This window comes from Dysgonomonas termitidis (assembly GCF_054657735.1).
Map to the genome: position 1 here is coordinate 132356 of NZ_BAAHYD010000003.1, position 23469 is coordinate 155824.

The following is a 23469-nucleotide window of genomic DNA, read 5'->3' on the forward strand; positions in this document are numbered from 1 at the left end:
GCATTCTAATTCTAAAAAAATCACACATGGAACTGGAAAACAGAAATGAAAAGAATAAGGTTGTCATTCTATTGGCACACCCTGACTGGAACGAATCGGAAGCTAATAAAGCCTTGCTGGATGCCGTATATAACCCTGTCGATGTAGATTTGTACAACTTATATGGCGATAAGGAATATACAGTTACGGATTGGGCGAATATTATGGCCAAAGCATCATTTGTCATTTTTCAATTCCCTTTCTACTGGATGTCTGCACCTGCGAAACTAAAAGAGTGGCAAGACGAGGTGATGAATTCTTTGGCAAAAACTCCGGCTATCGCAGGTAAACCGTTTATGGTGGTTACCACGACCGGATGGAATCAGGAGGCATACAGGAGCGGAGGCAAAATAGGCTTTACAGTGGATGAATTGCTGCGTCCTTATCAGGCGGGAGCTATATATGCGGGCATGGTCTGGAAAACGCCTCTGGTTGTATACGGGATAGGGACAGCCAATTCCGCTAAAAATATTTCTATCGGTGTAGAACAGTACAGGAATATTGTGAGTCAATTTATACAGACTTCACAGGAGATCTGGTGATCTGATAAGAGAACAGCTATTCAATTTGAACAGCCGTCTCTATGTTATATTGCGAATTTTTTATTTCAGATATTTTTTCAGTGTCGCAGCGGACAACAGGATCAGTGCTTTCGTTTCCGGTGTATCGGCTAGCCCGTTGAGCATGCCCCAGTCATGGATTGCACTATTGAACCGTACAGTGGTTACATCCACGCCGGCTTCATCCAGTTTTCGCCCGTAGGCTTCGCCTTCATCCCTAAGTATGTCGTTTTCAGCTACTTCTATAAGGGTGGGCGGCAAATCTTTGAGTTGCTCTATGGATGCTAATAATGGGGACAGGTAAATACTTTTGGCATCTTCAGGTTTTGAGATGTATTGTCCTGCCATCCAGTCGAGGAGGGATGTTGTGAGGAATCTCTCTTTACCATATAGTTTGAATGACTCATAATCGGTGCTTGCATCGGTGACAGGCCATAGAAGTATCTGTACCTTGATATGGGGCCCGTTATTCTCTTTAGCCTTGATGCAGGTAACAGTAGTCATGTTCCCTCCGGCACTGTTGCCTACTACAGCCAGCCGTTTACCGTCTACGTTGATTTCGTCGCCGTGGGTTGCAACCCACTTTGTAGCAGCATACACTTCGTTGACAGCCTGCGGAAATTTAGCTTCGGGTGATAATGAATAGTTTACAAAAACGGAAGCGTATCCTGATTCTACGACCAAATCACGCACGAGACGCTGATGTGTCGGATAGTCGCCTAATACCCATCCTCCGCCATGAATAAAGATAAATACGGGTAGTTTGTCCTTTACTCCTTTCGGACGTACTATGTTCAACTTGATCGTATATCCGTCCGCTGTGATTGTCTTTTCCGATTCGTCGATTCCCGACAAATCTACCTTTACAGAAGCCTGTGCTTGTATCAGTACATTGCGGGCATCGGGTACAGGGAGCGATTCTACCGGCTTGCCGGCGGCATTCAATACTTTAAGAAAAGCTTTGGTTTTCTTACTAAGGTGCGGGTCCTCCAGATAGTTCAGAGGCTTTTTTATATCATTACTCATAGCCAATATAATTAAGGGGTTAATTATGCGAAGTAAACCTTTGTATTCAATTACAACATTTACTTTCGGCTATTAGTTTTATGATCCGGATAAAGGGGCTATTTAATTACGTTAATTTAACGGATTCATTCTTTCGCTCCCTTCGTAGTATAGCCTAGTCTTTTTATTACAGGAATGAAACTGGCAATTGCACCTATGGCAAGGGTTGCCACTCCTGCTATGATAAATGCATTGAGAAGCCCTATTTTTTCGGCAATAAATCCCGTGGCAAGTAATCCCGGTATCGTTGGCAGCAGGCTTACACTATCGTATATGGAAAATACACGCCCCAGCGCGGCGGGATCTATTTTGGTTTGCAATATTACTGTGAAAGAGCTCCAGTATATGGAACCTGCCACCCCGCTGATAGAGGTCAGTACAACAAACATGGCGAAGCCTGACGTAGGTAATATGCCCATGGCCCAATATGTTATACCCAGCCCCATGGCTACGATATTCATACTTACAACCTTATTCGTAGTCTTCATAAATTTGAGGCTGAGGACTGCTCCTCCTACCAGCATGCCGATACCCCATGCCGTTTCCACCAGCCCCATCTGGTAGGCATTTCCACCGAAGTAACTTGTCGTCATCAGCGGGTAAAGGGCTGCAATAGGCACTATAAAGAATGTGATCCCTATTACCGATACCATAAGATAGGTAATTCCCCTGTTCATAAACAGGTGCCTGACCCCCTCTTTCACCTCCAGCCATACGTTAGGCTCGATGTCCTCTTTCTTTTCCGGATTTGGTATTTTAACAAATAAGAGAGAGGTACAAGCTATTGCCGCACCCAACACATCGAACATCATTACATAAGTCATGCTTAAAAGCGATATGAGTACAGCACCCAGCGCCGGGCCCGCAATATTGCTGATGGACTGTATCATCTGGTTTATTCCCGCAATGCGCATCAACTCGCTCTCGGGAGCCAGCAACGGGACGGATGCCTGCATGGCAGGCATATGGAATGCGCTGCCTGCCGAGCGTAATGCCAGCAGAAGGTAGATGAGCCACAAAGGGGTCATTTCCAGATAAAAAAGAATTCCCAGTGCTGCCGAACAGAGAGCAACAAAGCTGTCGGCAAGTATCATTGTGCGTTTTCTGTCCCAGCGGTCTACATATACCCCTGTGAACAGGCCGAGAATAATGAAAGGAAGCAGTACGGCAATCATGGCTGAGGCCAGGACTTCGGGCGAACCGGTTTTTATACTAAGCCAGAATACAACTGCAAAACCCACTATGGAACTGGTCAGTGTAGAGAAAAACTGTCCCGACCATATGATGATAAACGTTCTTTTCCAATTATTCATAAATATAGTTACTCTGCTATAAAGAGCTGTGTGTTAAACAAACCGGTATATGTCTGCGATTTGCTGTTTATTAAACAAATGTGTGTGAAAATGATTTTACCTTAATTAAAATTAAGGATTGTGAGGAATGAGGAATCCCTCAGTGATAGAGAATGGTGAAAAGACGTATAAGTCTCATAGTTATATCGTTTTTTAGTGTTGCAAAGGTACATTTTTTTTCTTGAATGTAAATGTTATTGAGTCAAGATATTAGATATTTAATTTAGTTGCATAGACAACAAATATTTGATTATCAGTAAGATAAAGTCATATTTTTAACATGGTTTCTTTTGAAACTAATATAATACTCATATCTTTGTCCCCTCATTTAACTAATTTTATTAATAATGAATAAGAAATCGATACTGATAACCATTTTATCTCTATGTCAGGCCTCTTTTATTTTCGCAGGAGGAATATTGACCAATACCAATCAAAGTGCCCACTTTATCAGAATGGTTGCCCGCGATGCTTCATTGCAGATCGATGCGGCATATACTAATCCGGCCGGACTGGTGAAGCTGAACGATGGATTCCACTTTTCGTTTTCCAATCAAAGTGCTTTCCAGACAAGGACAATTACTTCCACTTTCGCGCCTTTCGCAGGATATGGCGGCAATGCTACAAAAGAATTCAAGGGAACGGCCTCGGCGCCGATAATACCGAGCCTGCAAGCTGCCTATAAAACAGGGAAATGGGTGCTCTCCGGAAATATCGCGGTTACAGGAGGCGGTGGTAAGGCTACATTTAATGATGGCTTACCGTCTTTTGAATCACAGCTGGCAGTATTGCCTACAGCAATAAGTGCAATGGGGGTACCTACAACTCAATATTCTGTCGATGCATATATGAGAGGGTCGTCATTTATCTATGGAGCTCAGATGGGTGGGAGTTATGCAATCAATGATATGTTTTCCGCATATGCCGGCTTCCGCCTCAATATCGTGAATAATGGCTACGAAGGCTATCTGAAAAATGTAAAAGTAAATCCACAGCATCCACTGGTAAACCCTACGGGGGGGATGATGCTTGCTACTGATTTCCTTACAGCTGCAGGAAAACCGGAACTGGCTGCTATGGTTGCTGACAGAGAAATTGATAATAAGCAAACAGGATGGGGAGTTGCGCCTATCCTTGGACTAAACTTTAATTGTAAGGCTCTTAATATTGGTATGAAGTATGAATTTAAAACAAGCCTTAATGTTGAAAGTAAAACAATAGATGGCAAAGATGGAGGACTGGCGCAGTTTAAGGATGGTGTAAATACTCCGCATGATATACCTTCTTTGTTTACAGTCGGAGCATCATATCAGATAACACCTCAATTCCTGGCTAGTGTTGGCTATCATCATTTCTTTGATTCGGACGCTAAAATGGCTGATGATAAGCAAAAATTTATTAATGGAGGTACAAATGAATATCTTGCAGGACTTGAATTTCGTATAAATAGTATGTTTCTGGTTAGTGCAGGCGGACAGATAACACGATATGGGGTTACAGATGATTACCAAAAGGATCTTAGCTTCTCTATCAACTCATACTCGATAGGTTTTGGTGGTGCTGTGAATGTAGCAAAGAATGTAATGATAAATATAGGCTATTTCTGGACAACCTATTCCGATTGGGACAAAGAAAATGCAAAATATGCTTCCATTCCGGGATCAGACCCTGTCGTCTACCTTTCGGGTAAAGATGTATTCTCCCGTACCAATAAAGTATTTGCAGCCGGGGTAGATTTCTCGTTCTGAAAACTTTGATATAGATAATATAATGAAGGCGGGGAAGCGGCAGGCTTCCCCGCCTTTGTATTTTAGGCAGATATATTCATTTTCTTTTGTAATTATTTGTGTATCTTACTGATTATGTCTACATTTGCAACCCGAATAAAGCATGAAAAGAGGCTTGTTTTGGTGGCAAACATTTGATTGTCATTGAAATAGCTTCTGTTTATTGTGTTATTCGGTAAAGTAAAATGTATAATAAAAATTGAATTTAAAGTTCTAAAGATTAAAACAAGATGCCTACGATTCAACAATTAGTAAGAAAAGGACGTACTGTTTTGGTTGAAAAGAGTAAATCCCGTGCATTGGATTCTTGCCCTCAACGCAGAGGTGTTTGTATTCGCGTGTACACAACTACTCCTAAGAAACCTAACTCAGCGATGCGTAAAGTAGCACGTGTGCGCTTAACAAACACAAAAGAGGTTAATGCTTATATTCCCGGAGAAGGGCATAACTTGCAGGAGCACTCGATTGTACTTGTTAGAGGTGGCCGTGTGAAAGACCTGCCCGGAGTTCGTTATCACATTGTTCGCGGAACATTGGATACAGCCGGTGTTAACGGTCGTACACAACGTCGCTCTAAGTACGGAGCAAAACGTCCTAAACCGGGAGCAGCGCCAGCTAAAGGTGCACCAGCTAAAGGGGGTAAGAAAAAATAATCCCTGAAGCAATCCCTTTAACCGAGATTTTTAATTAAGTATTAAAACGGTTTAAGTTTATTGGATAGGCTATACATGGGTTGAGTAAATGGTTCGGCGGAACCGTTGAAGACATCAGAAAATTGGCAACCAAAAACAAAAACAAAATTTTTTTAAGTAAACAATGAGAAAGGCAAAACCAAAGAAAAGACAGATCCTCCCGGATCCTGTTTTCGGTGATGTAAAGGTTACAAAATTTGTTAACCACTTGATGTACGATGGTAAAAAATCGACTGCGTTCGATATTTTCTATACAGCATTAGAAATTGTAAAGAAAAAACTACCAAACGAAGAAAAGTCTGCTCTTGAGATATGGAAAGCAGCATTGGATAATGTAACTCCGCAAGTAGAAGTGAAGTCTCGCCGTGTAGGTGGTGCAACATTTCAGGTTCCTACCGAAATTCGCCCTGATCGCAAAGAATCAATCTGTATGAAAAATCTTATCCTGTATGCTCGTAAGAGAGGCGGGAAGACTATGGCTGATAAATTAGGCGCTGAAATTACGGATGCATTTAATGGCCAGGGAGGCGCATATAAAAGAAAAGAGGATATGCACAAAATGGCTGAGGCTAACCGTGCTTTCGCTCATTTCAGATTTTAACAAAAAGGAAAGAGCTATAAACCGATGGCAAAAATTATCGACAATTTAAGAAATACAAGAAATATAGGCATCATGGCTCACATTGATGCCGGTAAAACCACTACCTCCGAACGTATTTTGTTCTACACAGGTCTTACTCATAAGATCGGTGAGGTACATGATGGCGCTGCCACTATGGACTGGATGGAACAAGAACAGGAACGTGGTATCACCATCACATCTGCTGCTACCACTGCGAGCTGGAAGTATAATAATGAGGTGTTTAAAATCAACCTTATAGATACTCCCGGACACGTTGACTTTACGGTAGAGGTAGAGCGTTCACTCCGTATCCTCGACGGAGCTATCGCTGCTTACGATGCCGTAAGCGGGGTAGAGCCCCAGTCGGAAACAGTGTGGCGTCAGGCTGACAAATACGATGTGCCTCGTATGTGTTATGTGAATAAGATGGACCGTTCGGGTGCAGACTTTTTTGAAGTAGTTCGCCAGATAAAAGAAATGCTGAACGGAAATCCTTGTCCGGTACAGATTCCTATCGGTGCAGAAGAAAACTTCAAAGGAATCGTCGACTTAGTGAAAATGAAGGCGATGTACTGGCACGATGAAACTATGGGCGCTGACTACGAACTGGATGAAATTCCGGCAGAATACCTGGCGGAAGCTCAGGAGTGGAGAGAAAAAATGCTTGAAAAAGCCGCTGAATGTGATGAAACACTGATGGAGAAATTCTTCGATGATCCTTCTTCCATTACTGAAGACGAAATTCTTGCAGCACTTCGTATAGGAACTCTTTCAATGCAGATCAACCCGATGTTTTGCGGTTCTTCATTCAAAAACAAAGGTGTACAGCCATTACTGGACGGCGTATGTAAATTCCTTCCCAGCCCTATCGATACATTAGCTATCGAAGGTACAGATCCGAGAAACGGAAATACAATCGTACGTCACCCTAGTCCGGACGAACCTATGTGTGCTTTGGCGTTTAAGATCGCTACTGACCCGTTTGTAGGACGTTTATGTTTCTTCCGTGTATATTCGGGAGAACTGGCAGCCGGTTCTTATGTATATAATACCCGTTCCGAAAAGAAAGAACGTATTTCCCGTCTATTCCAGATGCACTCAAACAAACAGAATCCGAAGGATGTGATTGGTTGTGGTGATATAGGCGCAGGTGTAGGATTTAAAGATATCCGTACAGGTGATACATTGTGTGATGAGAACCATCCTATCGTTCTTGAGTCTATGGACTTCCCTGAACCGGTTATCGGAATAGCAATTGAGCCTATCACTCAAAAGGATGTGGATAAGCTTTCTAATGGTCTTGCTAAACTATCAGAAGAAGATCCGACATTCCGTGTGCATACCGATGAAGATTCAGGCCAGACAATCATCGAAGGTATGGGTGAGCTTCACCTGGAAATTATCATTGACCGTCTGAAACGCGAGTTCAAAGTAGAATGTAACCAGGGACGCCCTCAGGTATCCTATAAAGAAGCGATCTCCCAGACAGTGGAGCTTCGCGAAGTTTATAAGAAACAATCGGGAGGTCGTGGTAAGTTTGCCGATATCATTGTTAAAGTTGGTCCTACAGATGCAGGCTTTGAAGGTGAATTGCAATTCATCGATGAAGTAAAAGGTGGTAACGTTCCGAAAGAATTTATCCCTTCTGTACAGAAAGGATTTGCTGCTGCAATGAAAAATGGTGTACTTGCAGGATATGCGCTTGATAAACTGAAAGTAGTCCTTGTAGACGGTTCATACCATACAGTGGACTCTGACCAGTTGTCATTCGAACTTGCAGCTAAGTTTGCTTTCAAAAATGCTTGTGAGAAAGCAAGCCCGGTATTACAGGAACCTATCATGAAACTGGAGGTCGTTACTCCGGAAGAAAGTATGGGTGATGTGATTTCCGACCTGAACAAACGCCGCGGGCAAGTAGAAGGTATGGAATCGAGCCGTTCCGGCGCACGCATCGTGAAAGCGAAAGTGCCTTTGGCGGAAATGTTTGGCTATGTAACGTCGTTGAGAACAATTACATCAGGTAGGGCAACTTCAGCTATGACGTTCTCTCACTACGAGGTAGTATCTCCGTCGATTGCGCGCCAGGTATTGACTGAGGTTAAAGGACGTGTCGATCTGATCAAATAATAAAATCCAGACTGCGGTTAGTAAATGACTCTTAATCGCAGTCTGAATCTATTTTATACAATAAATTTTTGAATAACTAATTAAAAACAGACAATGAGTCAAAAAATCAGGATTAAACTAAAATCTTACGATTACATGCTGGTAGACAAGTCTGCCGAGAAAATCGTTAAAACGGTAAAAGCAACAGGTGCAGTAGTCAGCGGTCCAATTCCGTTACCAACACACAAACGTATCTTTACTGTAAACCGTTCAACTTTCGTTAACAAGAAGTCCCGCGAGCAATTTGAGCTGTCTTCTTATAAAAGACTGATCGATATCTACAGCTCTACAGCTAAAACAGTAGATGCGCTGATGAAACTTGAGTTGCCAAGTGGCGTTGAAGTTGAAATCAAAGTTTGATGAATTTTTATACTAGTTTAAATAAATAATTAAGAGAAATGCCAGGATTATTAGGAAAAAAAATCGGAATGACATCCGTTTTCAGTGCCGAGGGAAAAAATATTCCATGCACTGTTATCGAAGTGGGTCCTTGTGTTGTTACTCAGGTAAAAACAGTTGAGAAAGACGGTTACGAAGCTTTACAGCTAGGGTTTGTTGAAAAGAAAGACAAACACACAGCCAAGCCGCAAGCCGGTCATTTCAAGAAAGCTGGAGTAGCACCTCAAAGACACTTGGCCGAGTTCAAAGGAATTGAAGGTCGCAAACTAGGCGATGTACTTACTGTAGACTTCTTGGAAGACGCACAGTATGTAGATGTTATCGGAACATCGAAAGGTAAAGGATTCCAGGGGGTAGTTAAACGCCACAATTTCGGTGGGGTAGGACAGGCTACTTTGGGACAACACAACCGTCTTCGTGCTCCGGGTTCTATCGGTGCTTGTTCTTACCCTGCGAAGGTATTTAAGGGAACAAGAATGGGCGGACAAATGGGTAATGTACGCACAACTGTCCAAAACCTTGAAGTAATTAAAGTGATTCCGGAACACAATCTTTTGTTGATTAAAGGCTCTGTACCGGGAAGTAAAGGTTCAATCGTAATAATTGAGAAATAATGGAACTGAGTGTATTAGATAAAAACGGTAAAGATACCGGTAAAAAAGTAGCGTTGAACGATGCTATTTATGGAATTGAACCTAACGAGCACGTTCTTTGGCTGGATGTGAAACAATACCTGGCAAACCAACGTCAGGGGACTCACAAATCTAAAGAAAGAAGTGAAATGTCGGGAAGTACACGCAAACTGATCCGCCAGAAAGGTGGAGGTGGTGCACGTCGTGGTGACATCAACTCTCCGGTATTGGTCGGGGGTGCCCGTGTATTCGGTCCAAAACCAAGAGATTACAGCTTCAAATTAAATAAGAAAGTAAAACAGCTTGCCCGTAAATCTGCTCTTGCTACCAAAGCAAAAGGTAACCAGATCGTAATAGTTGAAGACTTTTCTTTCGATGCGCCGAAAACTAAGGATTTCGTAGCATTGACTAAAAATTTGCAAGTGGCTGATAAAAAGATACTTCTAGTTTTGCCAGACCAAAATAAAAATGTATATTTGTCGGCTCGTAATTTAGAAAGAGTAAAAGTTGTAAAAGCTTCTGATTTAAATACTTACTCAATACTTAACTGTTCAAGTCTGGTATTGGCTGAGTCATCGGTTGCTGTTATAGATAACCTTTTAAAAGCATAAGGAGGATACTATGGGAATTATAATTAAACCAATATTAACAGAAAAACAAACTGCGATTTCGGAGAAATTCCCTAATCGTTATGGTTTTCGTGTTGCTCCAGATGCAAACAAAGCGGAGATTAAGAAAGCTATAGAAGAGCTTTACGGCGTAACAGTTGAGTCAGTGAACACGATCAAATACGACGGAAAGCGCAAAAGCCGTTACACTAAAGCAGGTGTAATCAGTGGTAAAACTTCGGCTTTCAAGAAAGCAATAATCACCCTTAAACAAGGTGAGAGTATAGACTTTTTTAGTAATATCTAAATAAAAAATGGCAGTACGTAAATTAAAGCCCACAACACCGGGGCAGAGACACAAAATTATTGGTACATTCGAAGAAATCACTGCAAGTGTACCAGAAAAATCCCTTGTAGTCGGTAAAAAAGCGTCAGGTGGCCGTAACAACCAGGGAAAGATGACTATGCGTTATCTTGGTGGTGGTCACAAAAGACAATTGAGGCTAATCGACTTCAAGAGAACAAAAGACGGAATACCAGCCACTGTAAAATCAATAGAATACGATCCGAACCGTTCGGCTCGTATCGCATTGTTATATTACGCTGACGGAGCAAAGACATATATCCTGGCTCCTCAGGGATTGGTAGTAGGTCAGACAGTGATATCGGGAGTTGATGCTGCTCCTGAAGTCGGAAATACATTGCCTCTGGCAAAAATTCCGATTGGTACAGTTATTCATAATATCGAATTACGTCCCGGACAAGGAGCTAAAATGGTTCGTTCGGCAGGTGGATTTGCTCAGTTGACTTCCCGTGAAGGAGACTATGCTATCATCAGAATGCCTTCGGGCGAAACACGCAAGATCCTATTGGCTTGTAAAGCTACTGTAGGCAGTGTAGGTAATTCAGATCATGCTCTTGAAAAATCAGGTAAAGCCGGACGCTCTCGCTGGCTTGGACGTCGCCCTCGCAACCGTGGTGTTGTAATGAACCCTGTCGATCACCCAATGGGTGGTGGTGAAGGTCGCGCTTCGGGAGGACACCCAAGATCACGTAAAGGATTGTATTCTAAGGGTCTTAAGACTAGAGCTCCTAAGAAACATTCTTCTAAGTACATAATCGAAAGAAGAAAGAAATAATAACCTGATTAATTAAGAAATTATGAGTCGTTCGTTAAAAAAAGGCCCGTATATTAATGTTAAGCTTGAGAAAAAAGTCTTGGCCATGAATGAGTCAGGTAAAAAAGCTGTAGTTAAGACATGGGCAAGGGCTTCAATGATCTCTCCTGACTTTGTAGGTCACACTATTGCTGTTCACAACGGAAACAAATTCATTCCGGTATATGTGACAGAAAATATGGTAGGACATAAATTAGGAGAATTCTCCCTCACACGTACATTCCGTGGACACGGAGGTAACAAGAAAAAATAATTGGAGCAGAAGCCAATAAATTAATTAAAAGAAAACATTAAAAATAATGGGTGCTAGAAAAAGAATAACAGCTGAAAAAAGAAAGGAAGCTCAAAAAACCATTTCTTTTGCCAAGTTGAACGATGTACCGACTTCACCACGCAAAATGCGCCTTGTGGCTGACATGATCCGTGGAATGGAGGCATTCAGAGCGCTTGGTGTATTGAAATACTCAAATAAAGAAGCTGCTGCCAAATTAGAAAAACTATTGCGTTCAGCTATCGCAAACTGGGAAGCTAAAAATGAACGTAAAGCAGAAAGTGGTGAGCTATTTGTATCATTGATAAACGTAGATGGTGGCGCAATGCTGAAAAGAATGCGTCCTGCTCCACAGGGAAGAGGTTACAGAATACGTAAGCGTTCAAACCATGTGACCCTTCACGTAGATACACTAAATAAAGAAAATCAAAATTAATAGCAGATGGGACAAAAAGTAAATCCAATAGCAAATCGTTTAGGAATCATCAGAGGATGGGACTCTAACTGGTATGGAGGCAAAAGTTACGGCAACACACTGCTGGAAGACAGCAAAATCCGTAAATATCTGAATGCCCGTCTAGCTAAAGCCAGTGTATCGCGTATCGTTATCGAAAGAACACTGAAACTTGTAACTATTACAGTTTGTACAGCACGTCCGGGTATCATTATCGGTAAAGGCGGACAGGAAGTAGACAAGCTGAAAGAAGAGTTGAAGAAAATTACAGATAAAGATATTCAAATCAATATTTTCGAAATCAAAAAACCTGAGCTGGATGCAGTTATCGTAGCTAACAATGTAGCGCGTCAGGTGGAAGGCAAAATCGCCTATCGCCGTGCTATCAAAATGGCTATCGCTTCTACGATCAGAATGGGTGCCGAAGGTATCAAGATTCAGATTTCAGGCCGTTTGAACGGAGCGGAAATGGCTCGTTCGGAAATGTATAAAGAAGGACGTACTCCACTTCATACATTCCGTGCCGATATCGACTATGCACATGCCGAAGCATTGACAAAAGTTGGTTTGATAGGTATCAAAGTATGGATTTGCCGTGGAGAAGTTTACGGCAAGAAAGACCTTGCACCTTCATTTGTTGCGTCTAAAGATGGTGGCCACTCTAACAACAGAGGTGGCGGTGACCGTCGTAACGACAGAGGCGACAGAGAACAGGGAAAAGGTTTCAAGAGAAATAAGAGAAAGTAATTAAAAAAACGTTTGAAGTAAAATGTTACAACCGAAGAAAACAAAATTCAGAAGACAGCAAAAAGGTCGTATGAAAGGTAATGCTCAGAGAGGGCATGAACTGGCTTTCGGTTCGTTTGGCATCAAAACCCTGGAGAACAAATGGATCACAGGGCGCCAGATAGAAGCGGCCCGTATTGCAGTAACTCGTTACATGCAGCGTCAAGGACAAGTTTGGGTTAGAATTTTCCCTGACAAACCAATCACTAAGAAACCTGCCGAAGTCCGCATGGGTAAAGGTAAGGGATCTCCTGAAGGGTTCGTTGCACCGGTTACACCTGGTAGAATACTATTCGAAATCGAAGGAGTATCTTATGATGTGGCAAAAGAAGCATTGCGCCTTGCAGCACAAAAGCTTCCTGTGACTACTAAATTTATAGTTCGCAGAGATTATGACTTAACTCAAAACGCTTAAGAAGTATGAAAATTGCAGAAGTAAGAGAACTTTCGGACAAAGAATTGAAAGAAAGATTAGATGCTGAAAGAATAGCATTAAACCAATTGGTGTTAAACCACAGTGTATCTCCATTGGATGCTCCGACTAAGATTAAAGAAAAGCGTCGCGATATAGCACGTTTCTTAACAGAGATCCGCCACAGAGAACTAAAAAATAAATAAGAGCTGATGGAAACGAGAAATTTAAGAAAAGAAAGATTCGGGGTCGTTTTCAGCAACAAGATGGACAAAACCATCACAGTAGCTGTAAAATGGAAAGAAAAACACCCTATTTATGGAAAATTCGTTAACAAAACGAAGAAATATCATGCTCATGACGAAAAGAACGAGTGTAACATCGGCGACACAGTACGCATCATGGAAACTCGTCCGTTGAGTAAAACTAAAAGATGGAGATTAATCGAAATAATCGAAAGGGCTAAATAATTATGATACAACAAGAATCAAGACTAGTAGTTACTGATAACAGTGGGGCTAGAGAATGCTTATGTATCCGCGTATTAGGCGGTACAAGAAGACGTTATGCGTCTGTAGGGGATGTGATTGTGGTTGCTATCAAGAATGTAATCCCTTCGAGTGATATTAAGAAAGGTGCTGTAACAAAAGCTATCATCGTGCGTACTAAAAAAGAAATCCGCCGTGTAGACGGTTCTTATATCCGTTTCGATGACAATGCTTGTGTATTGCTAAACGCAGCAGGTGAAATCAGAGGAAGCCGTATTTTCGGACCAGTTGCCCGTGAACTTCGCGCAACTAATATGAAAATCGTTTCGTTGGCACCAGAGGTACTATAATCCATAAAACTAAAAAAGCAATGAGTAAATTACATATCAAAAAAGGCGATATAGTTTATGTGAATACCGGTGTCGACAAAGGTAAAACCGGCCGCGTGCTGAAAGTGTTGGTTGAAAAGAACCGCGCTATCGTTGAAGGCCTGAACATGGTATCCAAATCTACTAAGCCTAACGCTAAAAGCCCTCAGGGAGGAATAGAGAAGAAAGAAGCTGCCATTCATATATCTAACCTTAACGTAGTAGACCCTAAATCGGGAAAACCTACACGTGTCGGTCGTAAAGAAGTGAATGGAAAGCTAGTACGTTACGCTAAAAAATCAGGGGAGGAAATTAAATAATGAGCAATACAACAACTCTTAGAACAGATTATAAAGACCGTATTGTAGCTTCTTTGATGAAAGAATTCGGTTATAAATCAACAATGCAGGTTCCTGTATTGAAGAAAATAGTAATTAATCAAGGTCTTGGTATAGCAGTTGCCGATAAGAAAATAATCGAAACAGCGATTAACGAAATCACAACTATCACCGGACAAAAAGCAGTAGCGACATACTCTAAGAAAGATATATCGAACTTCAAGTTGCGTAAGAAAATGCCTATCGGTGTGATGGTTACACTGCGCCACGACAGAATGTACGAGTTTCTTGAAAGACTTGTACGTGTAGCATTGCCCCGTATCCGCGACTTTAAAGGTATCGAAAGCAAGCTTGACGGAAGAGGGAATTATACATTGGGTATCCAGGAGCAAATCATCTTCCCTGAAATTAATATTGACAATATTAGTCGTATTTTGGGAATGAATATTACCTTTGTAACTTCCGCCAAAACGGATGAAGAAGGGTATGCCCTGCTGAGAGAGTTCGGACTACCATTTAAGAACGCAAAAAAAGAATTGATATAAGATGGCAAAAGAATCAATGAAAGCTCGTGAGGTAAAAAGAGCTAAGATGGTTGCTAAATATGCAGCTAAGAGAGCGCAACTCAAAGCCGATGGCGATTACGAAGCGCTGCAAGCTCTGCCTAAGAATGCTTCACCGGTACGTCTGCACAACCGTTGCAGCCTTACAGGTCGTCCGAAAGGCTTTATCCGCCAGTTCGGAATTTCCCGTATCCAATTCAGGGAAATGGCTTCTAAAGGTTTAATACCGGGAGTGAAGAAAGCAAGCTGGTAAAAGAATTATGAATTATAAATGATGAATTGAGGATTGATGCTATTCCTGATTCCAATTTATAATTCTTAATTCATCATTTATAATTATTTTTTAAATATTGTCCCGGATGCGGGATTAATTTAAATCAATTTAATCATGACAGATCCAATAGCAGATTATTTGACGCGCGTAAGAAACGCCATCATGGCTGGACACAGAGTTGTAGAAATTCCGGCGTCAAATTTGAAAAAAGAGATTACAAAAATTCTCTTGGAAAAAGGCTACATTCTTAACTATAAGTTTGTAGAAGAAGGACCTCAGGGCTCTATCAAAATAGCCTTGAAATACGATCCTGTAAATAAAGTGAACGCGATTAAGAAATTAATCCGTGTTTCAACTCCAGGTCTTCGTAAATATGTAGGGTATAAAGATTTGCCTCGTGTCCTTAACGGACTGGGTATAGCTGTAGTATCTACCTCAAAAGGAGTGATGACAGACAAAGAAGCTCGCGAGCTGAAAGTCGGCGGCGAAGTAATGTGTTATGTTTATTAATTAAGGGGAGGATAGTAAAGTTATGTCAAGAATAGGAAAATTACCCATAAATCTTCCGGCCGGAGTAAACGTTACTGTTGGCAAGGATAATTTAGTTACAGTAAAAGGACCAAAAGGAGAACTATCGCAAGAAGTTAATCCGGATATCAAAGTCTCTGTTGAAAATGGTGTGTTATCAGTAGCACGTCCGTCTGACGAAAAAAATCACCGTTCTCTGCATGGATTGTACAGATCGTTGATCAACAATATGATTGTTGGAGTTTCTGAAGGATATCGCAAAGAATTGGAATTAGTAGGGGTTGGTTACCGTGCGTCAAACAACGGTCAGATCTTGGAACTTTCATTAGGCTATACTCACAATATCTTTTTGATGTTGCCGAAAGAAGTAAGCCTTGAAACAAAATCGGAGAGAAACAAGAACCCGCTAATCATTTTAGAATCTTGTGATAAACAACTGATCGGTCAGGTTTGCTCGAAAATTCGCTCATTCCGTAAACCGGAACCATATAAGGGTAAAGGTATACGCTTTGTAGGTGAAGTTATCCGTCGCAAGTCTGGTAAAACCGCAGGTAAATAATTCATAAACTGTAGTAATCATGGTAACAAAGACAGATAAAAGAAATAAAATAAAATTACGCGTACGCGGGAAGATCTCAGGAACTACCGAACGTCCGCGTCTGACAGTGTTCAGAAGCAACAAGCAAATATATGCGCAGGTTATCGACGATCTTACAGGTAAGACTTTGGCAGCGGCTTCGTCTCTTAAAATAGCAGACAAGGCTCCTAAAAAAGAAATAGCCGCGAAAGTTGGTGAACTAATTGCTAAGAATGCTCAGGAAGCTGGTGTAACAACTGTGGTATTTGACCGTAACGGTTACCTGTACCATGGTAGAATTAAAGAATTGGCAGATGCTGCCCGTAACGGTGGACTTAAATTTTAATAGACATGGCAGGAGTTAACAATAGAGTAAAATCGACCAACGATATCGAATTAAAAGACAGGCTAGTTGCGATCAACCGTGTTACTAAAGTAACAAAAGGGGGACGTACATTCAGTTTCGCTGCTATCGTAGTTGTAGGAAATGAAGATGGTATAGTAGGCTGGGGTCTAGGTAAAGCTGGTGAAGTAACGACAGCTATAGCTAAAGGAGTTGAAGCTGCTAAGAAAAACCTTATCAAAGTTCCGGTACTTAAAGGAACAGTACCTCACGAGCAAGTTGCCCGTTTTGGAGGTTCTGAAGTACTTATTCGCCCGGCTGCTCCCGGTACAGGGGTGAAGGCAGGGGGTGCGATGCGTGCCGTGCTTGAGAGCGTAGGTGTAACAGACGTATTGGCTAAATCGAAAGGCTCGTCAAACCCTCACAACCTTGTGAAGGCTACGATCGAAGCTTTAGGTGAGTTGAGAGATGCATACACTGTAGCACAGAACAGAGGTATTTCTATGGAAAAAGTGTTTAAAGGTTAATTTGCAAAGAAAATTATTATGGCAAAGATTAAAGTTAAACAAGTTAAGAGCAGAATCAAGTGTCCGAAAGACCAAAAATTAACTTTAGACGCTCTTGGGCTGAAAAAGTTGAACCGTGTGGTAGAACACGAAGATACACCTGCTATCAGAGGGATGATCAACAAAGTACACCATTTGGTTACTATTGTAGAGTAATTTAGTTTATAAGATAAAAAAATATAAAAATATGAGTTTATCAAATTTGAGACCTGCTGAAGGATCAACTAAAACCGGAAAAAGAATCGGACGTGGTACGGGTTCAGGATTAGGTGGTACTTCCACAAGAGGTCATAAAGGAGCTAAGTCCAGATCAGGTTATTCTAAGAAGATCGGATTTGAAGGAGGGCAGATGCCTATCCAACGCCGTTTGCCTAAATTCGGATTTAAAAACATAAACCGGGTAGAATACAAAGCAATCAATCTGGACGTTTTGCAACGTTTGGCAGAAACCAAGAAACTTGCTAAAATCGATATTCAGACATTGATCGATGCAGGCTTTATTTCTTCCAATCAATTAGTGAAAATATTAGGAAACGGAGCTGTCACTACTAAAGTGGATGTTGAAGCTCACGCTTTCTCAAAAACAGCGGAAGCTGCAATTCAGGCAATAGGTGGAACAGTAACTAAACTGAAGTAAGATGGGATTAGTAAAAACACTGGAAAATATATGGAAGATTGAGGATCTTAGGAAAAGACTCATGATTACCTTCTTTTTCGTAGTGATCTATCGCTTCGGAGTTCATATTGTCCTGCCAGGTGTAGACCCGGCAGCTCTTAATGCCCTTCAGGCTAAGACTTCGGGGGGTATCCTGGACATATTGAACATGTTCTCGGGAGGTGCATTTGCTAATGCGTCGATTTTTGCATTGGGTATTATGCCTTATATCTCTGCCTCTATCGTTATGCAGTTGCTGGGTATGGCTGTGCCGTATTTCCAAAAACTTCAACGCGAAGGTGAAAGCGGACGTACCAAAATGAACCAGTACACACGTTATCTGACAGTGGCCATACTTCTATTCCAGGGTCCGGCTTACCTGTTGGGTGCATTGGGTGCGGCGGCTCCTACTTCATGGGACTTCCTTATTCCTTCAACCATTATCCTGGCCGGAGGTAGTATGTTTGTTCTTTGGTTAGGAGAACGTATCACTGATAAAGGTATCGGAAACGGAGTCTCTTTCATCATCTTGGTGGGTATTATAGCCCGTTTGCCACATGCGCTTATCGGTGAATTTTCTTCACGTCTGGCAAGCCAGGGAGGCGGATTGGTTATGTTCCTTGCCGAAATTGTATTCCTGTTGCTTATTATTTGCGGAGCAATCCTGTTGGTACAAGGTACACGGCGTATACCGGTACAGTATGCAAAAAGAGTTGTTGGGAACAAACAATATGGCGGCGCACGCCAGTATATACCATTGAAGGTAAATGCTGCTAACGTAATGCCTATCATCTTTGCCCAGGCAATTATGTTTGTGCCTATCTCTATTGCGGGATTCTCTACCGAAAAAGGCGGGTTCCTGGGCTCATTTATGGATCATACCAGCGTAGCATATAATGTTGTGTTTGCATTTCTTATTATTGCTTTCACATGGTTCTACACAGCTGTGACCATAAACCCTGTGCAGATGGCCGATGAACTGAAACGTAATAACGGATTTATACCGGGTATCAAACCGGGAAAGAAAACAGCGGATTATATCGATTCTATCATGTCTCGTATAACATTCCCGGGATCATTGTTCCTGGCTATGGTTGCCATTCTTCCTGCGTTTGCCAGCTACTTCGGGGTAAGCCGTGAATTCTCACAATTCTTTGGAGGAACATCATTGTTGATCCTTGTTGGGGTTGTGCTTGATACATTACAGCAGATCGAAAGCCACTTGTTGATGAGACATTATGACGGTTTATTGAAATCGGGCAGAATCAAAGGCCGTTCGGGTTCAATTGCAGCATATTAAGGAGGTTTAAATGATATTTCTGAAAACAGACGAAGAAATCGAATTGATGCGTGAAGCAAATCGCCTTGTAGGTATGACCCTGGGCGAAATGGCAAAGCATATAAAACCGGGGGTTACTCCGGCTCAATTAGATAAAATTGCGAAAGAATTTATACAGGATCACGGAGCCAGACCTTCCTTCTTGGGATATAAGGGTGCTCCGGGTGCTGTGGATTTTCCGGGAGCGATTTGTGCTTCAGTTAACGAACAGGTTGTACATGGATTTCCAACAGACTATGTTCTTAAAGACGGAGATATTATTTCTGTCGATTGTGGTACAGAAAAAAACGGGTTTTGTGGCGATTCGGCCTATACATTTTGTGTAGGAGAAGTAGCAGAAGACGTGAAAGCTTTACTAAGAGCGACGAAAGAAGCGCTTTATAAGGGAATAGAAAAGGCGGTAGATGGTAATCGCATAGGCGATATCAGCGATGCTGTTCAGACATATTGTGAGAAACGTGGTTATTCGGTTGTTCGCGAACTGGTAGGACATGGTATAGGACGTAAGATGCATGAAGCACCTGAGGTTCCTAACTATGGCAAACGGGGTACAGGCCCCTTACTCAAGAAAGGGATGTGTATAGCAATAGAACCGATGATCAACATGGGGAGCAAGAATGTTGTTTTCGAAAGCGATGGCTGGACTATCAGGACCCGTGACCGTAAACCTTCGGCCCACTTCGAACATACTGTGGCTATTCGCCAGGGAAAAGCTGATATTTTATCAACATTTGAATTTGTAGAAGCTGTTTTAGGAAATAACGCAATTTAAAAAACCTTTATTTATATATGGCTAAACAGGCAGCAATAGAACAAGACGGAGTGATCGTAGAAGCACTATCAAACGCGATGTTTCGTGTCGAACTTGAAAACGGACATGAAATAACCGCGCACATCTCAGGAAAGATGCGTATGCACTATATCAAAATACTTCCGGGAGATAGAGTACGTGTGGAAATGTCACCCTATGATTTATCAAAAGGACGGATTTCATTCAGATACAAATAAAAAACAAACATATGAAAGTAAGAGCATCATTGAAGAAGCGTACCGCTGATTGCAAAATTGTCAGGAGAAAAGGACGCTTATACGTTATTAACAAAAAAAATCCTAAGTACAAACAACGTCAGGGATAATTTATTAATTTTGCAAATTAATCGAAAAAATATATGGCAATAAGAATAGTTGGTGTCGATTTACCACAAAATAAAAGAGGCGAAATAGCCTTGACATACATTTATGGTATCGGACGTAGTTCTGCTAACAAAATCCTGGCTGAAGCAGGAATAGACAAAGATGTCAAAGTGAAAGACTGGAATGACGATCAGGCTGGTAAAGTGCGTGAAATCATCGCTGCCCAGTTCAAAGTAGAAGGAGACTTGCGTTCGGAAGTACAGCTTAATATCAAGCGATTGATGGATATAGGCTGTTACAGAGGTATCCGTCACCGTATCGGTCTGCCTTTGAGAGGTCAGAGTACTAAAAATAATGCCCGTACACGGAAGGGTAGAAAGAAAACTGTTGCTAACAAGAAAAAAGCTACAAAATAATTAATTTGATATGGCAAAGAAAACAGTCGCAGCGAAAAAGAGAAACGTTAAAGTGGATGCTACAGGACAAGCTCATGTACATTCTTCTTTCAACAATATCATTATTTCGATTACAAACAGCGATGGCCAGGTTATCAGCTGGTCGTCGGCAGGGAAGATGGGTTTCAGAAGTTCAAAAAAGAACACCCCGTACGCAGCTCAAATGGCAGCATCAGATTGTGCCAAAGTTGCATTTGACTTAGGATTGAGAAAAGTAAAAGTGTATGTAAAAGGACCGGGCAACGGACGTGAGTCTGCTATCCGAACTATCCATGCAGCAGGAATAGAAGTAACAGAAATCGTTGACGTTACTCCGCTTCCTCACAACGGATGCCGTCCTCCAAAACACAGAAGAGTTTAATCAAAATTTTAAATTTGGAACTTAAATTGTGATTTTGATTGCAAGTTTACCCTCTCTGTAATCGCGGCTGCACAATTTCAGCTTTCATCAATTATTAATTAGTAAAGAAAATGGCAAGATATACTGGACCAAAATCAAAAATCGCCCGTAAATTCGGAGAGCCAATATTCGGACCTGACAAAGTTCTTTCTAAAAAGAACTACCCTCCCGGACAACACGGAAACGGAAGGAAGAAAAAATCGTCCGAGTACGGTATTCAATTGCGTGAAAAGCAAAAAGCAAAATACACATATGGTGTACTCGAAAGACAATTCCGCAACATGTTTGACAAAGCGCTTTCATCACGTGGTATCACAGGTGAAGTGCTGCTTCAAATGTTGGAATCAAGATTGGATAACGTTGTTTTCCGTCTTGGAATAGCGCCTACGAGAGCGGCTGCCCGTCAGCTTGTATCTCACCGCCACATCACAGTGGACGGTTCGGTCGTGAATATTCCGTCTTATACAATCAAACCGGGACAATTGATCGCAGTCCGCGAGAAATCAAAATCTCTGGAAGTAGTAAGCGAAGCATTGTCTGGGTTCAACCATAGTAAATACCCTTGGATCGAATGGGATGCAGCATCTATGACAGGTAAGTTCCTTCACCTGCCTGAAAGAGCAGATATCCCTGAAAACATTAAAGAGCAGTTGATCGTAGAGTTGTATTCTAAAAATTAATTAAATTCATGGCTATATTAGCATTTCAAAAACCGGATAAAGTATTGATGTTAGAAGCGGACGATTTCTTCGGAAAATTCGAATTTCGTCCCTTAGAACCCGGATATGGTATTACCGTTGGTAATGCTTTACGCCGTATTCTGCTTTCATCTCTTGAAGGTTTTGCTATCACTTCTATAAAAATCGACGGTGTTGAACATGAATTTGCCACCGTACCGGGTGTTATAGAAGATGTTACAAATATCATTCTGAATCTGAAACAAGTACGTTTCAAGCAGATAGTAGAAGAGATCGAAAACGAGAAGGTGAGTATTACAGTCTCAGGTGCCGAAGTATTCAAAGCTGGAGATATTGGAAAGCATCTGTCAGGATTTGAAGTATTGAACCCTGACTTGGAAATCTGTCATTTAGACAAGAATGCTAGCTTCCAAATCGAATTGAATATTAACAAAGGCCGTGGATACGTACCTGCTGATGAAAATCGCAATCTGTCCGACGATGTTAATGTTATAGCTATTGATTCTATTTATACTCCTATCCGCAATGTGAAATACTCGATAGAAAACTATCGTGTAGAGCAGAAAACGGACTATGAGAAACTTGTGATAGAAATAGCAACCGATGGTTCTATTCATCCAAAAGATGCATTGAAAGAAGCTGCTAAAATTCTTATCCACCACTTTATGCTGTTCTCAGATGAGAAGATCCTTCTTGAGCAAAGCGAAGTGGATGGAAACGAAGAATTCGATGAAGAAATTCTGCATATGCGTCAGCTTCTGAAGACTAAGTTATCTGATATGAACCTTTCGGTTCGTGCCCTTAACTGTTTGAAATCGGCAGAAGTAGAGACACTGGGTGAATTAGTGCAATTCAATAAGAATGACCTTCTTAAATTCAGAAACTTTGGTAAAAAATCACTTACCGAACTTGATGAACTGTTGGATAGCCTGAGCCTGTCTTTCGGTATGGATATTTCTAAATATAAATTAGATAAAGATTAGTAAGCGACATGAGACATAATAAAAAATTTAATCATTTAGGGCGTACCAGTTCACACAGAAATGCCATGCTGGCTAATATGTGTGTATCTTTGATCATGAGCCCTAATAAGCGTATCTTTACGACCGTAGCCAAAGCAAAGGCTTTGAAGAAGGTTATAGAGCCGATGATTACAAAATCGAAAGAAGATACAACACATTCGAGACGTCTGGTTTTCCAGGATCTTAAGATTAACAGCGATCAGACTAAAGCTGCCATAACTGAGTTATTCCAGAATATATCTCAGAAAGTAGCTGACCGTCCCGGAGGATACACCCGTATTATCAAGACTGGTAACCGTTTGGGGGATAATGCCTCTATGTGTTTTATTGAATTGGTAGACTATAACGAAAATATGTTGAAGGAGAAGAAAGCTGCATCGAAAGGTAGAACCCGTAGATCCAAGAAAGCTGCTGACCAACCTGAAACAGCTAAAGAAACTGTAGCTCCAAAAGCAAAAGCTGTAGCCACTCCTGAAGCACCTGTTGTGGAAGAAGTAGAAGCATTGGAAGCTGCTCCGGAATCTTTACCTTTAGTTGATGATGCAGCTACTGAAGCTCCGGCTACTGAAGAAGACAAGCCTAAGACTGAAGAATAAGAGATTATAGACTCTTATTTATATAATAAAAAAAGTATCCTGAAACAGGATACTTTTTTTTGCTTTAATAAAAGCCAGTTCTTCTGTAGAACTATTGTCTCA

37 protein-coding genes are annotated in these 23469 nt (G+C 41.4%); 35 read left to right on the forward strand and 2 right to left on the reverse strand.

Features of this window, described 5'->3' with window-relative positions; all coding sequences use genetic code 11:
* Positions 1-26 precede the first annotated feature (26 nt).
* Entirely contained in the window at positions 27-581 is a 555-nt protein-coding gene (locus ACYQ3L_RS21740; RefSeq protein ID WP_379997517.1) for an NAD(P)H-dependent oxidoreductase, read from the forward strand.
* A gap of 60 nt (positions 582-641) precedes the next feature.
* Here ACYQ3L_RS21740 and ACYQ3L_RS21745 read toward each other — a convergent pair whose 3' ends face one another.
* Both ACYQ3L_RS21745 and ACYQ3L_RS21750 read right to left on the reverse strand, forming a co-directional pair.
* Positions 642-1625 carry an alpha/beta hydrolase gene (locus ACYQ3L_RS21745; protein WP_379997515.1) on the reverse strand — a complete coding sequence of 328 codons (984 nt, stop codon included), beginning with the start codon at positions 1623-1625 and terminating at the stop codon, positions 642-644.
* 125 nt (positions 1626-1750) lie between these two features.
* Positions 1751-2977: an MFS transporter gene (locus tag ACYQ3L_RS21750; protein WP_379997513.1), complete on the reverse strand. Its 1227-nt coding sequence runs from the start codon at positions 2975-2977 to the stop codon at positions 1751-1753.
* A gap of 386 nt (positions 2978-3363) precedes the next feature.
* Here ACYQ3L_RS21750 and ACYQ3L_RS21755 point away from each other — a divergent pair, with 386 nt between their 5' ends.
* From ACYQ3L_RS21755 to rplQ, 34 genes are all read left to right on the forward strand, one after another.
* Entirely contained in the window at positions 3364-4764 is a 1401-nt protein-coding gene (locus tag ACYQ3L_RS21755; RefSeq protein WP_379997511.1) for an OmpP1/FadL family transporter, read from the forward strand.
* A 269-nt stretch (positions 4765-5033) separates the two neighbouring features.
* On the forward strand, positions 5034-5456 hold the full coding sequence (rpsL, locus tag ACYQ3L_RS21760) for a 30S ribosomal protein S12 (protein WP_006800265.1): 423 nt from the start codon (positions 5034-5036) through the stop codon (positions 5454-5456).
* A 163-nt stretch (positions 5457-5619) separates the two neighbouring features.
* The gene (rpsG, locus tag ACYQ3L_RS21765; RefSeq protein WP_006800264.1) at positions 5620-6096 is read left to right on the forward strand and encodes a 30S ribosomal protein S7; all 477 of its coding nucleotides are present in this window, start codon (positions 5620-5622) and stop codon (positions 6094-6096) included.
* 24 nt (positions 6097-6120) lie between these two features.
* Positions 6121-8244: an elongation factor G gene (gene fusA / locus ACYQ3L_RS21770; RefSeq protein ID WP_379997508.1), complete on the forward strand. Its 2124-nt coding sequence runs from the start codon at positions 6121-6123 to the stop codon at positions 8242-8244.
* A 93-nt stretch (positions 8245-8337) separates the two neighbouring features.
* A complete protein-coding gene (gene rpsJ, locus ACYQ3L_RS21775) occupies positions 8338-8643 on the forward strand; it encodes a 30S ribosomal protein S10 (RefSeq protein ID WP_006800262.1) in 306 nt (101 codons plus the stop codon).
* A gap of 38 nt (positions 8644-8681) precedes the next feature.
* Positions 8682-9296 (forward strand): 50S ribosomal protein L3, encoded by a 615-nt coding sequence (rplC, locus tag ACYQ3L_RS21780; RefSeq protein ID WP_006800261.1) that lies wholly within the window; start codon positions 8682-8684, stop codon positions 9294-9296.
* Entirely contained in the window at positions 9296-9925 is a 630-nt protein-coding gene (gene rplD, locus ACYQ3L_RS21785; protein ID WP_006800260.1) for a 50S ribosomal protein L4, read from the forward strand. The genes rplC and rplD overlap by 1 nt, the downstream gene beginning before the upstream one ends.
* A gap of 10 nt (positions 9926-9935) precedes the next feature.
* On the forward strand, positions 9936-10229 hold the full coding sequence (gene rplW / locus ACYQ3L_RS21790) for a 50S ribosomal protein L23 (protein WP_379997505.1): 294 nt from the start codon (positions 9936-9938) through the stop codon (positions 10227-10229).
* Positions 10230-10236: 7 nt separating this feature from the next.
* Positions 10237-11061, forward strand: coding sequence for a 50S ribosomal protein L2 (rplB, locus tag ACYQ3L_RS21795; RefSeq protein WP_379997503.1), 825 nt, complete (start codon positions 10237-10239; stop codon positions 11059-11061).
* Positions 11062-11083: 22 nt separating this feature from the next.
* Positions 11084-11353, forward strand: a complete 270-nt coding sequence (rpsS, locus tag ACYQ3L_RS21800) for a 30S ribosomal protein S19 (RefSeq protein WP_006800257.1) — start codon at positions 11084-11086, stop codon at positions 11351-11353.
* 46 nt (positions 11354-11399) lie between these two features.
* Positions 11400-11807: a 50S ribosomal protein L22 gene (rplV, locus tag ACYQ3L_RS21805; RefSeq protein ID WP_379997501.1), complete on the forward strand. Its 408-nt coding sequence runs from the start codon at positions 11400-11402 to the stop codon at positions 11805-11807.
* A gap of 6 nt (positions 11808-11813) precedes the next feature.
* On the forward strand, positions 11814-12572 hold the full coding sequence (rpsC, locus tag ACYQ3L_RS21810; RefSeq protein ID WP_291111230.1) for a 30S ribosomal protein S3: 759 nt from the start codon (positions 11814-11816) through the stop codon (positions 12570-12572).
* Positions 12573-12594: 22 nt separating this feature from the next.
* On the forward strand, positions 12595-13026 hold the full coding sequence (gene rplP / locus ACYQ3L_RS21815) for a 50S ribosomal protein L16 (RefSeq protein WP_006800254.1): 432 nt from the start codon (positions 12595-12597) through the stop codon (positions 13024-13026).
* Positions 13027-13031: 5 nt separating this feature from the next.
* Positions 13032-13229, forward strand: coding sequence for a 50S ribosomal protein L29 (gene rpmC, locus ACYQ3L_RS21820; RefSeq protein ID WP_296941741.1), 198 nt, complete (start codon positions 13032-13034; stop codon positions 13227-13229).
* Positions 13230-13235: 6 nt separating this feature from the next.
* Positions 13236-13493, forward strand: a complete 258-nt coding sequence (rpsQ, locus tag ACYQ3L_RS21825) for a 30S ribosomal protein S17 (RefSeq protein WP_006800252.1) — start codon at positions 13236-13238, stop codon at positions 13491-13493.
* 2 nt (positions 13494-13495) lie between these two features.
* A complete protein-coding gene (gene rplN / locus ACYQ3L_RS21830; protein WP_006800251.1) occupies positions 13496-13861 on the forward strand; it encodes a 50S ribosomal protein L14 in 366 nt (121 codons plus the stop codon).
* 20 nt (positions 13862-13881) lie between these two features.
* Positions 13882-14199: a 50S ribosomal protein L24 gene (rplX, locus tag ACYQ3L_RS21835; protein ID WP_379997497.1), complete on the forward strand. Its 318-nt coding sequence runs from the start codon at positions 13882-13884 to the stop codon at positions 14197-14199.
* Entirely contained in the window at positions 14199-14762 is a 564-nt protein-coding gene (gene rplE, locus ACYQ3L_RS21840; RefSeq protein WP_291108953.1) for a 50S ribosomal protein L5, read from the forward strand. Before rplX ends, rplE begins: the two co-directional genes overlap by 1 nt.
* A 1-nt stretch (position 14763) precedes the next feature.
* Positions 14764-15033, forward strand: coding sequence for a 30S ribosomal protein S14 (gene rpsN / locus ACYQ3L_RS21845; protein ID WP_379997494.1), 270 nt, complete (start codon positions 14764-14766; stop codon positions 15031-15033).
* Positions 15034-15168: 135 nt separating this feature from the next.
* Positions 15169-15564 carry a 30S ribosomal protein S8 gene (gene rpsH / locus ACYQ3L_RS21850; protein ID WP_379997492.1) on the forward strand — a complete coding sequence of 132 codons (396 nt, stop codon included), beginning with the start codon at positions 15169-15171 and terminating at the stop codon, positions 15562-15564.
* 22 nt (positions 15565-15586) lie between these two features.
* Positions 15587-16141: a 50S ribosomal protein L6 gene (rplF, locus tag ACYQ3L_RS21855; protein ID WP_291108957.1), complete on the forward strand. Its 555-nt coding sequence runs from the start codon at positions 15587-15589 to the stop codon at positions 16139-16141.
* Between the two features lie 19 nt (positions 16142-16160).
* Positions 16161-16505, forward strand: coding sequence for a 50S ribosomal protein L18 (gene rplR / locus ACYQ3L_RS21860; protein WP_379997490.1), 345 nt, complete (start codon positions 16161-16163; stop codon positions 16503-16505).
* A 5-nt stretch (positions 16506-16510) separates the two neighbouring features.
* Positions 16511-17029 (forward strand): 30S ribosomal protein S5, encoded by a 519-nt coding sequence (rpsE, locus tag ACYQ3L_RS21865; protein WP_006800244.1) that lies wholly within the window; start codon positions 16511-16513, stop codon positions 17027-17029.
* 18 nt (positions 17030-17047) lie between these two features.
* A complete protein-coding gene (rpmD, locus tag ACYQ3L_RS21870; RefSeq protein WP_006800243.1) occupies positions 17048-17224 on the forward strand; it encodes a 50S ribosomal protein L30 in 177 nt (58 codons plus the stop codon).
* A gap of 31 nt (positions 17225-17255) precedes the next feature.
* Complete coding sequence (rplO, locus tag ACYQ3L_RS21875; protein ID WP_379997487.1) at positions 17256-17705, forward strand: 50S ribosomal protein L15; 450 nt, start codon at positions 17256-17258, stop codon at positions 17703-17705.
* A gap of 1 nt (position 17706) precedes the next feature.
* Complete coding sequence (gene secY / locus ACYQ3L_RS21880) at positions 17707-19023, forward strand: preprotein translocase subunit SecY (RefSeq protein ID WP_379997485.1); 1317 nt, start codon at positions 17707-17709, stop codon at positions 19021-19023.
* 10 nt (positions 19024-19033) lie between these two features.
* The gene (gene map, locus ACYQ3L_RS21885) at positions 19034-19834 is read left to right on the forward strand and encodes a type I methionyl aminopeptidase (RefSeq protein WP_379997483.1); all 801 of its coding nucleotides are present in this window, start codon (positions 19034-19036) and stop codon (positions 19832-19834) included.
* A gap of 17 nt (positions 19835-19851) precedes the next feature.
* Positions 19852-20070, forward strand: coding sequence for a translation initiation factor IF-1 (gene infA, locus ACYQ3L_RS21890; RefSeq protein WP_006800239.1), 219 nt, complete (start codon positions 19852-19854; stop codon positions 20068-20070).
* An 11-nt stretch (positions 20071-20081) separates the two neighbouring features.
* A complete protein-coding gene (gene ykgO, locus ACYQ3L_RS21895; protein WP_006800238.1) occupies positions 20082-20198 on the forward strand; it encodes a type B 50S ribosomal protein L36 in 117 nt (38 codons plus the stop codon).
* Between the two features lie 33 nt (positions 20199-20231).
* On the forward strand, positions 20232-20612 hold the full coding sequence (gene rpsM / locus ACYQ3L_RS21900; protein WP_006800237.1) for a 30S ribosomal protein S13: 381 nt from the start codon (positions 20232-20234) through the stop codon (positions 20610-20612).
* Between the two features lie 10 nt (positions 20613-20622).
* The gene (gene rpsK / locus ACYQ3L_RS21905; RefSeq protein WP_006800236.1) at positions 20623-21012 is read left to right on the forward strand and encodes a 30S ribosomal protein S11; all 390 of its coding nucleotides are present in this window, start codon (positions 20623-20625) and stop codon (positions 21010-21012) included.
* Between the two features lie 110 nt (positions 21013-21122).
* Positions 21123-21731: a 30S ribosomal protein S4 gene (gene rpsD, locus ACYQ3L_RS21910; protein WP_379997480.1), complete on the forward strand. Its 609-nt coding sequence runs from the start codon at positions 21123-21125 to the stop codon at positions 21729-21731.
* 8 nt (positions 21732-21739) lie between these two features.
* Complete coding sequence (locus tag ACYQ3L_RS21915; protein WP_006800234.1) at positions 21740-22732, forward strand: DNA-directed RNA polymerase subunit alpha; 993 nt, start codon at positions 21740-21742, stop codon at positions 22730-22732.
* An 8-nt stretch (positions 22733-22740) separates the two neighbouring features.
* Complete coding sequence (gene rplQ, locus ACYQ3L_RS21920; protein WP_379997478.1) at positions 22741-23367, forward strand: 50S ribosomal protein L17; 627 nt, start codon at positions 22741-22743, stop codon at positions 23365-23367.
* Positions 23368-23469: the final 102 nt, after the last annotated feature.

Coding starts and splice junctions, on each gene's coding strand:
- rpsL (WP_006800265.1), top strand. CDS start 5,034: ATGCCTACGATTCAACAATTAGTAAGAAAAGGACGTACTGTTTTGGTT.
- rpsS (WP_006800257.1), top strand. CDS start 11,084: ATGAGTCGTTCGTTAAAAAAAGGCCCGTATATTAATGTTAAGCTTGAG.
- map (WP_379997483.1), top strand. CDS start 19,034: ATGATATTTCTGAAAACAGACGAAGAAATCGAATTGATGCGTGAAGCA.
- rpsM (WP_006800237.1), top strand. CDS start 20,232: ATGGCAATAAGAATAGTTGGTGTCGATTTACCACAAAATAAAAGAGGC.
- rpsG (WP_006800264.1), top strand. CDS start 5,620: ATGAGAAAGGCAAAACCAAAGAAAAGACAGATCCTCCCGGATCCTGTT.
- rplO (WP_379997487.1), top strand. CDS start 17,256: ATGAGTTTATCAAATTTGAGACCTGCTGAAGGATCAACTAAAACCGGA.
- ACYQ3L_RS21745 (WP_379997515.1), bottom strand. CDS start 1,625: ATGAGTAATGATATAAAAAAGCCTCTGAACTATCTGGAGGACCCGCAC.
- rplF (WP_291108957.1), top strand. CDS start 15,587: ATGTCAAGAATAGGAAAATTACCCATAAATCTTCCGGCCGGAGTAAAC.
- rplR (WP_379997490.1), top strand. CDS start 16,161: ATGGTAACAAAGACAGATAAAAGAAATAAAATAAAATTACGCGTACGC.
- rplC (WP_006800261.1), top strand. CDS start 8,682: ATGCCAGGATTATTAGGAAAAAAAATCGGAATGACATCCGTTTTCAGT.
- rpsQ (WP_006800252.1), top strand. CDS start 13,236: ATGGAAACGAGAAATTTAAGAAAAGAAAGATTCGGGGTCGTTTTCAGC.
- ACYQ3L_RS21750 (WP_379997513.1), bottom strand. CDS start 2,977: ATGAATAATTGGAAAAGAACGTTTATCATCATATGGTCGGGACAGTTT.
- rplB (WP_379997503.1), top strand. CDS start 10,237: ATGGCAGTACGTAAATTAAAGCCCACAACACCGGGGCAGAGACACAAA.
- ACYQ3L_RS21915 (WP_006800234.1), top strand. CDS start 21,740: ATGGCTATATTAGCATTTCAAAAACCGGATAAAGTATTGATGTTAGAA.
- rpsC (WP_291111230.1), top strand. CDS start 11,814: ATGGGACAAAAAGTAAATCCAATAGCAAATCGTTTAGGAATCATCAGA.
- rplD (WP_006800260.1), top strand. CDS start 9,296: ATGGAACTGAGTGTATTAGATAAAAACGGTAAAGATACCGGTAAAAAA.
- rplP (WP_006800254.1), top strand. CDS start 12,595: ATGTTACAACCGAAGAAAACAAAATTCAGAAGACAGCAAAAAGGTCGT.
- rpsN (WP_379997494.1), top strand. CDS start 14,764: ATGGCAAAAGAATCAATGAAAGCTCGTGAGGTAAAAAGAGCTAAGATG.
- fusA (WP_379997508.1), top strand. CDS start 6,121: ATGGCAAAAATTATCGACAATTTAAGAAATACAAGAAATATAGGCATC.
- rplW (WP_379997505.1), top strand. CDS start 9,936: ATGGGAATTATAATTAAACCAATATTAACAGAAAAACAAACTGCGATT.
- rplN (WP_006800251.1), top strand. CDS start 13,496: ATGATACAACAAGAATCAAGACTAGTAGTTACTGATAACAGTGGGGCT.
- rplE (WP_291108953.1), top strand. CDS start 14,199: ATGAGCAATACAACAACTCTTAGAACAGATTATAAAGACCGTATTGTA.
- rpmC (WP_296941741.1), top strand. CDS start 13,032: ATGAAAATTGCAGAAGTAAGAGAACTTTCGGACAAAGAATTGAAAGAA.
- secY (WP_379997485.1), top strand. CDS start 17,707: ATGGGATTAGTAAAAACACTGGAAAATATATGGAAGATTGAGGATCTT.
- rplQ (WP_379997478.1), top strand. CDS start 22,741: ATGAGACATAATAAAAAATTTAATCATTTAGGGCGTACCAGTTCACAC.
- ACYQ3L_RS21755 (WP_379997511.1), top strand. CDS start 3,364: ATGAATAAGAAATCGATACTGATAACCATTTTATCTCTATGTCAGGCC.
- rpsE (WP_006800244.1), top strand. CDS start 16,511: ATGGCAGGAGTTAACAATAGAGTAAAATCGACCAACGATATCGAATTA.
- rpsD (WP_379997480.1), top strand. CDS start 21,123: ATGGCAAGATATACTGGACCAAAATCAAAAATCGCCCGTAAATTCGGA.
- infA (WP_006800239.1), top strand. CDS start 19,852: ATGGCTAAACAGGCAGCAATAGAACAAGACGGAGTGATCGTAGAAGCA.
- rpsJ (WP_006800262.1), top strand. CDS start 8,338: ATGAGTCAAAAAATCAGGATTAAACTAAAATCTTACGATTACATGCTG.
- ykgO (WP_006800238.1), top strand. CDS start 20,082: ATGAAAGTAAGAGCATCATTGAAGAAGCGTACCGCTGATTGCAAAATT.
- rpsH (WP_379997492.1), top strand. CDS start 15,169: ATGACAGATCCAATAGCAGATTATTTGACGCGCGTAAGAAACGCCATC.
- rplV (WP_379997501.1), top strand. CDS start 11,400: ATGGGTGCTAGAAAAAGAATAACAGCTGAAAAAAGAAAGGAAGCTCAA.
- rpsK (WP_006800236.1), top strand. CDS start 20,623: ATGGCAAAGAAAACAGTCGCAGCGAAAAAGAGAAACGTTAAAGTGGAT.
- rplX (WP_379997497.1), top strand. CDS start 13,882: ATGAGTAAATTACATATCAAAAAAGGCGATATAGTTTATGTGAATACC.
- rpmD (WP_006800243.1), top strand. CDS start 17,048: ATGGCAAAGATTAAAGTTAAACAAGTTAAGAGCAGAATCAAGTGTCCG.
- ACYQ3L_RS21740 (WP_379997517.1), top strand. CDS start 27: ATGGAACTGGAAAACAGAAATGAAAAGAATAAGGTTGTCATTCTATTG.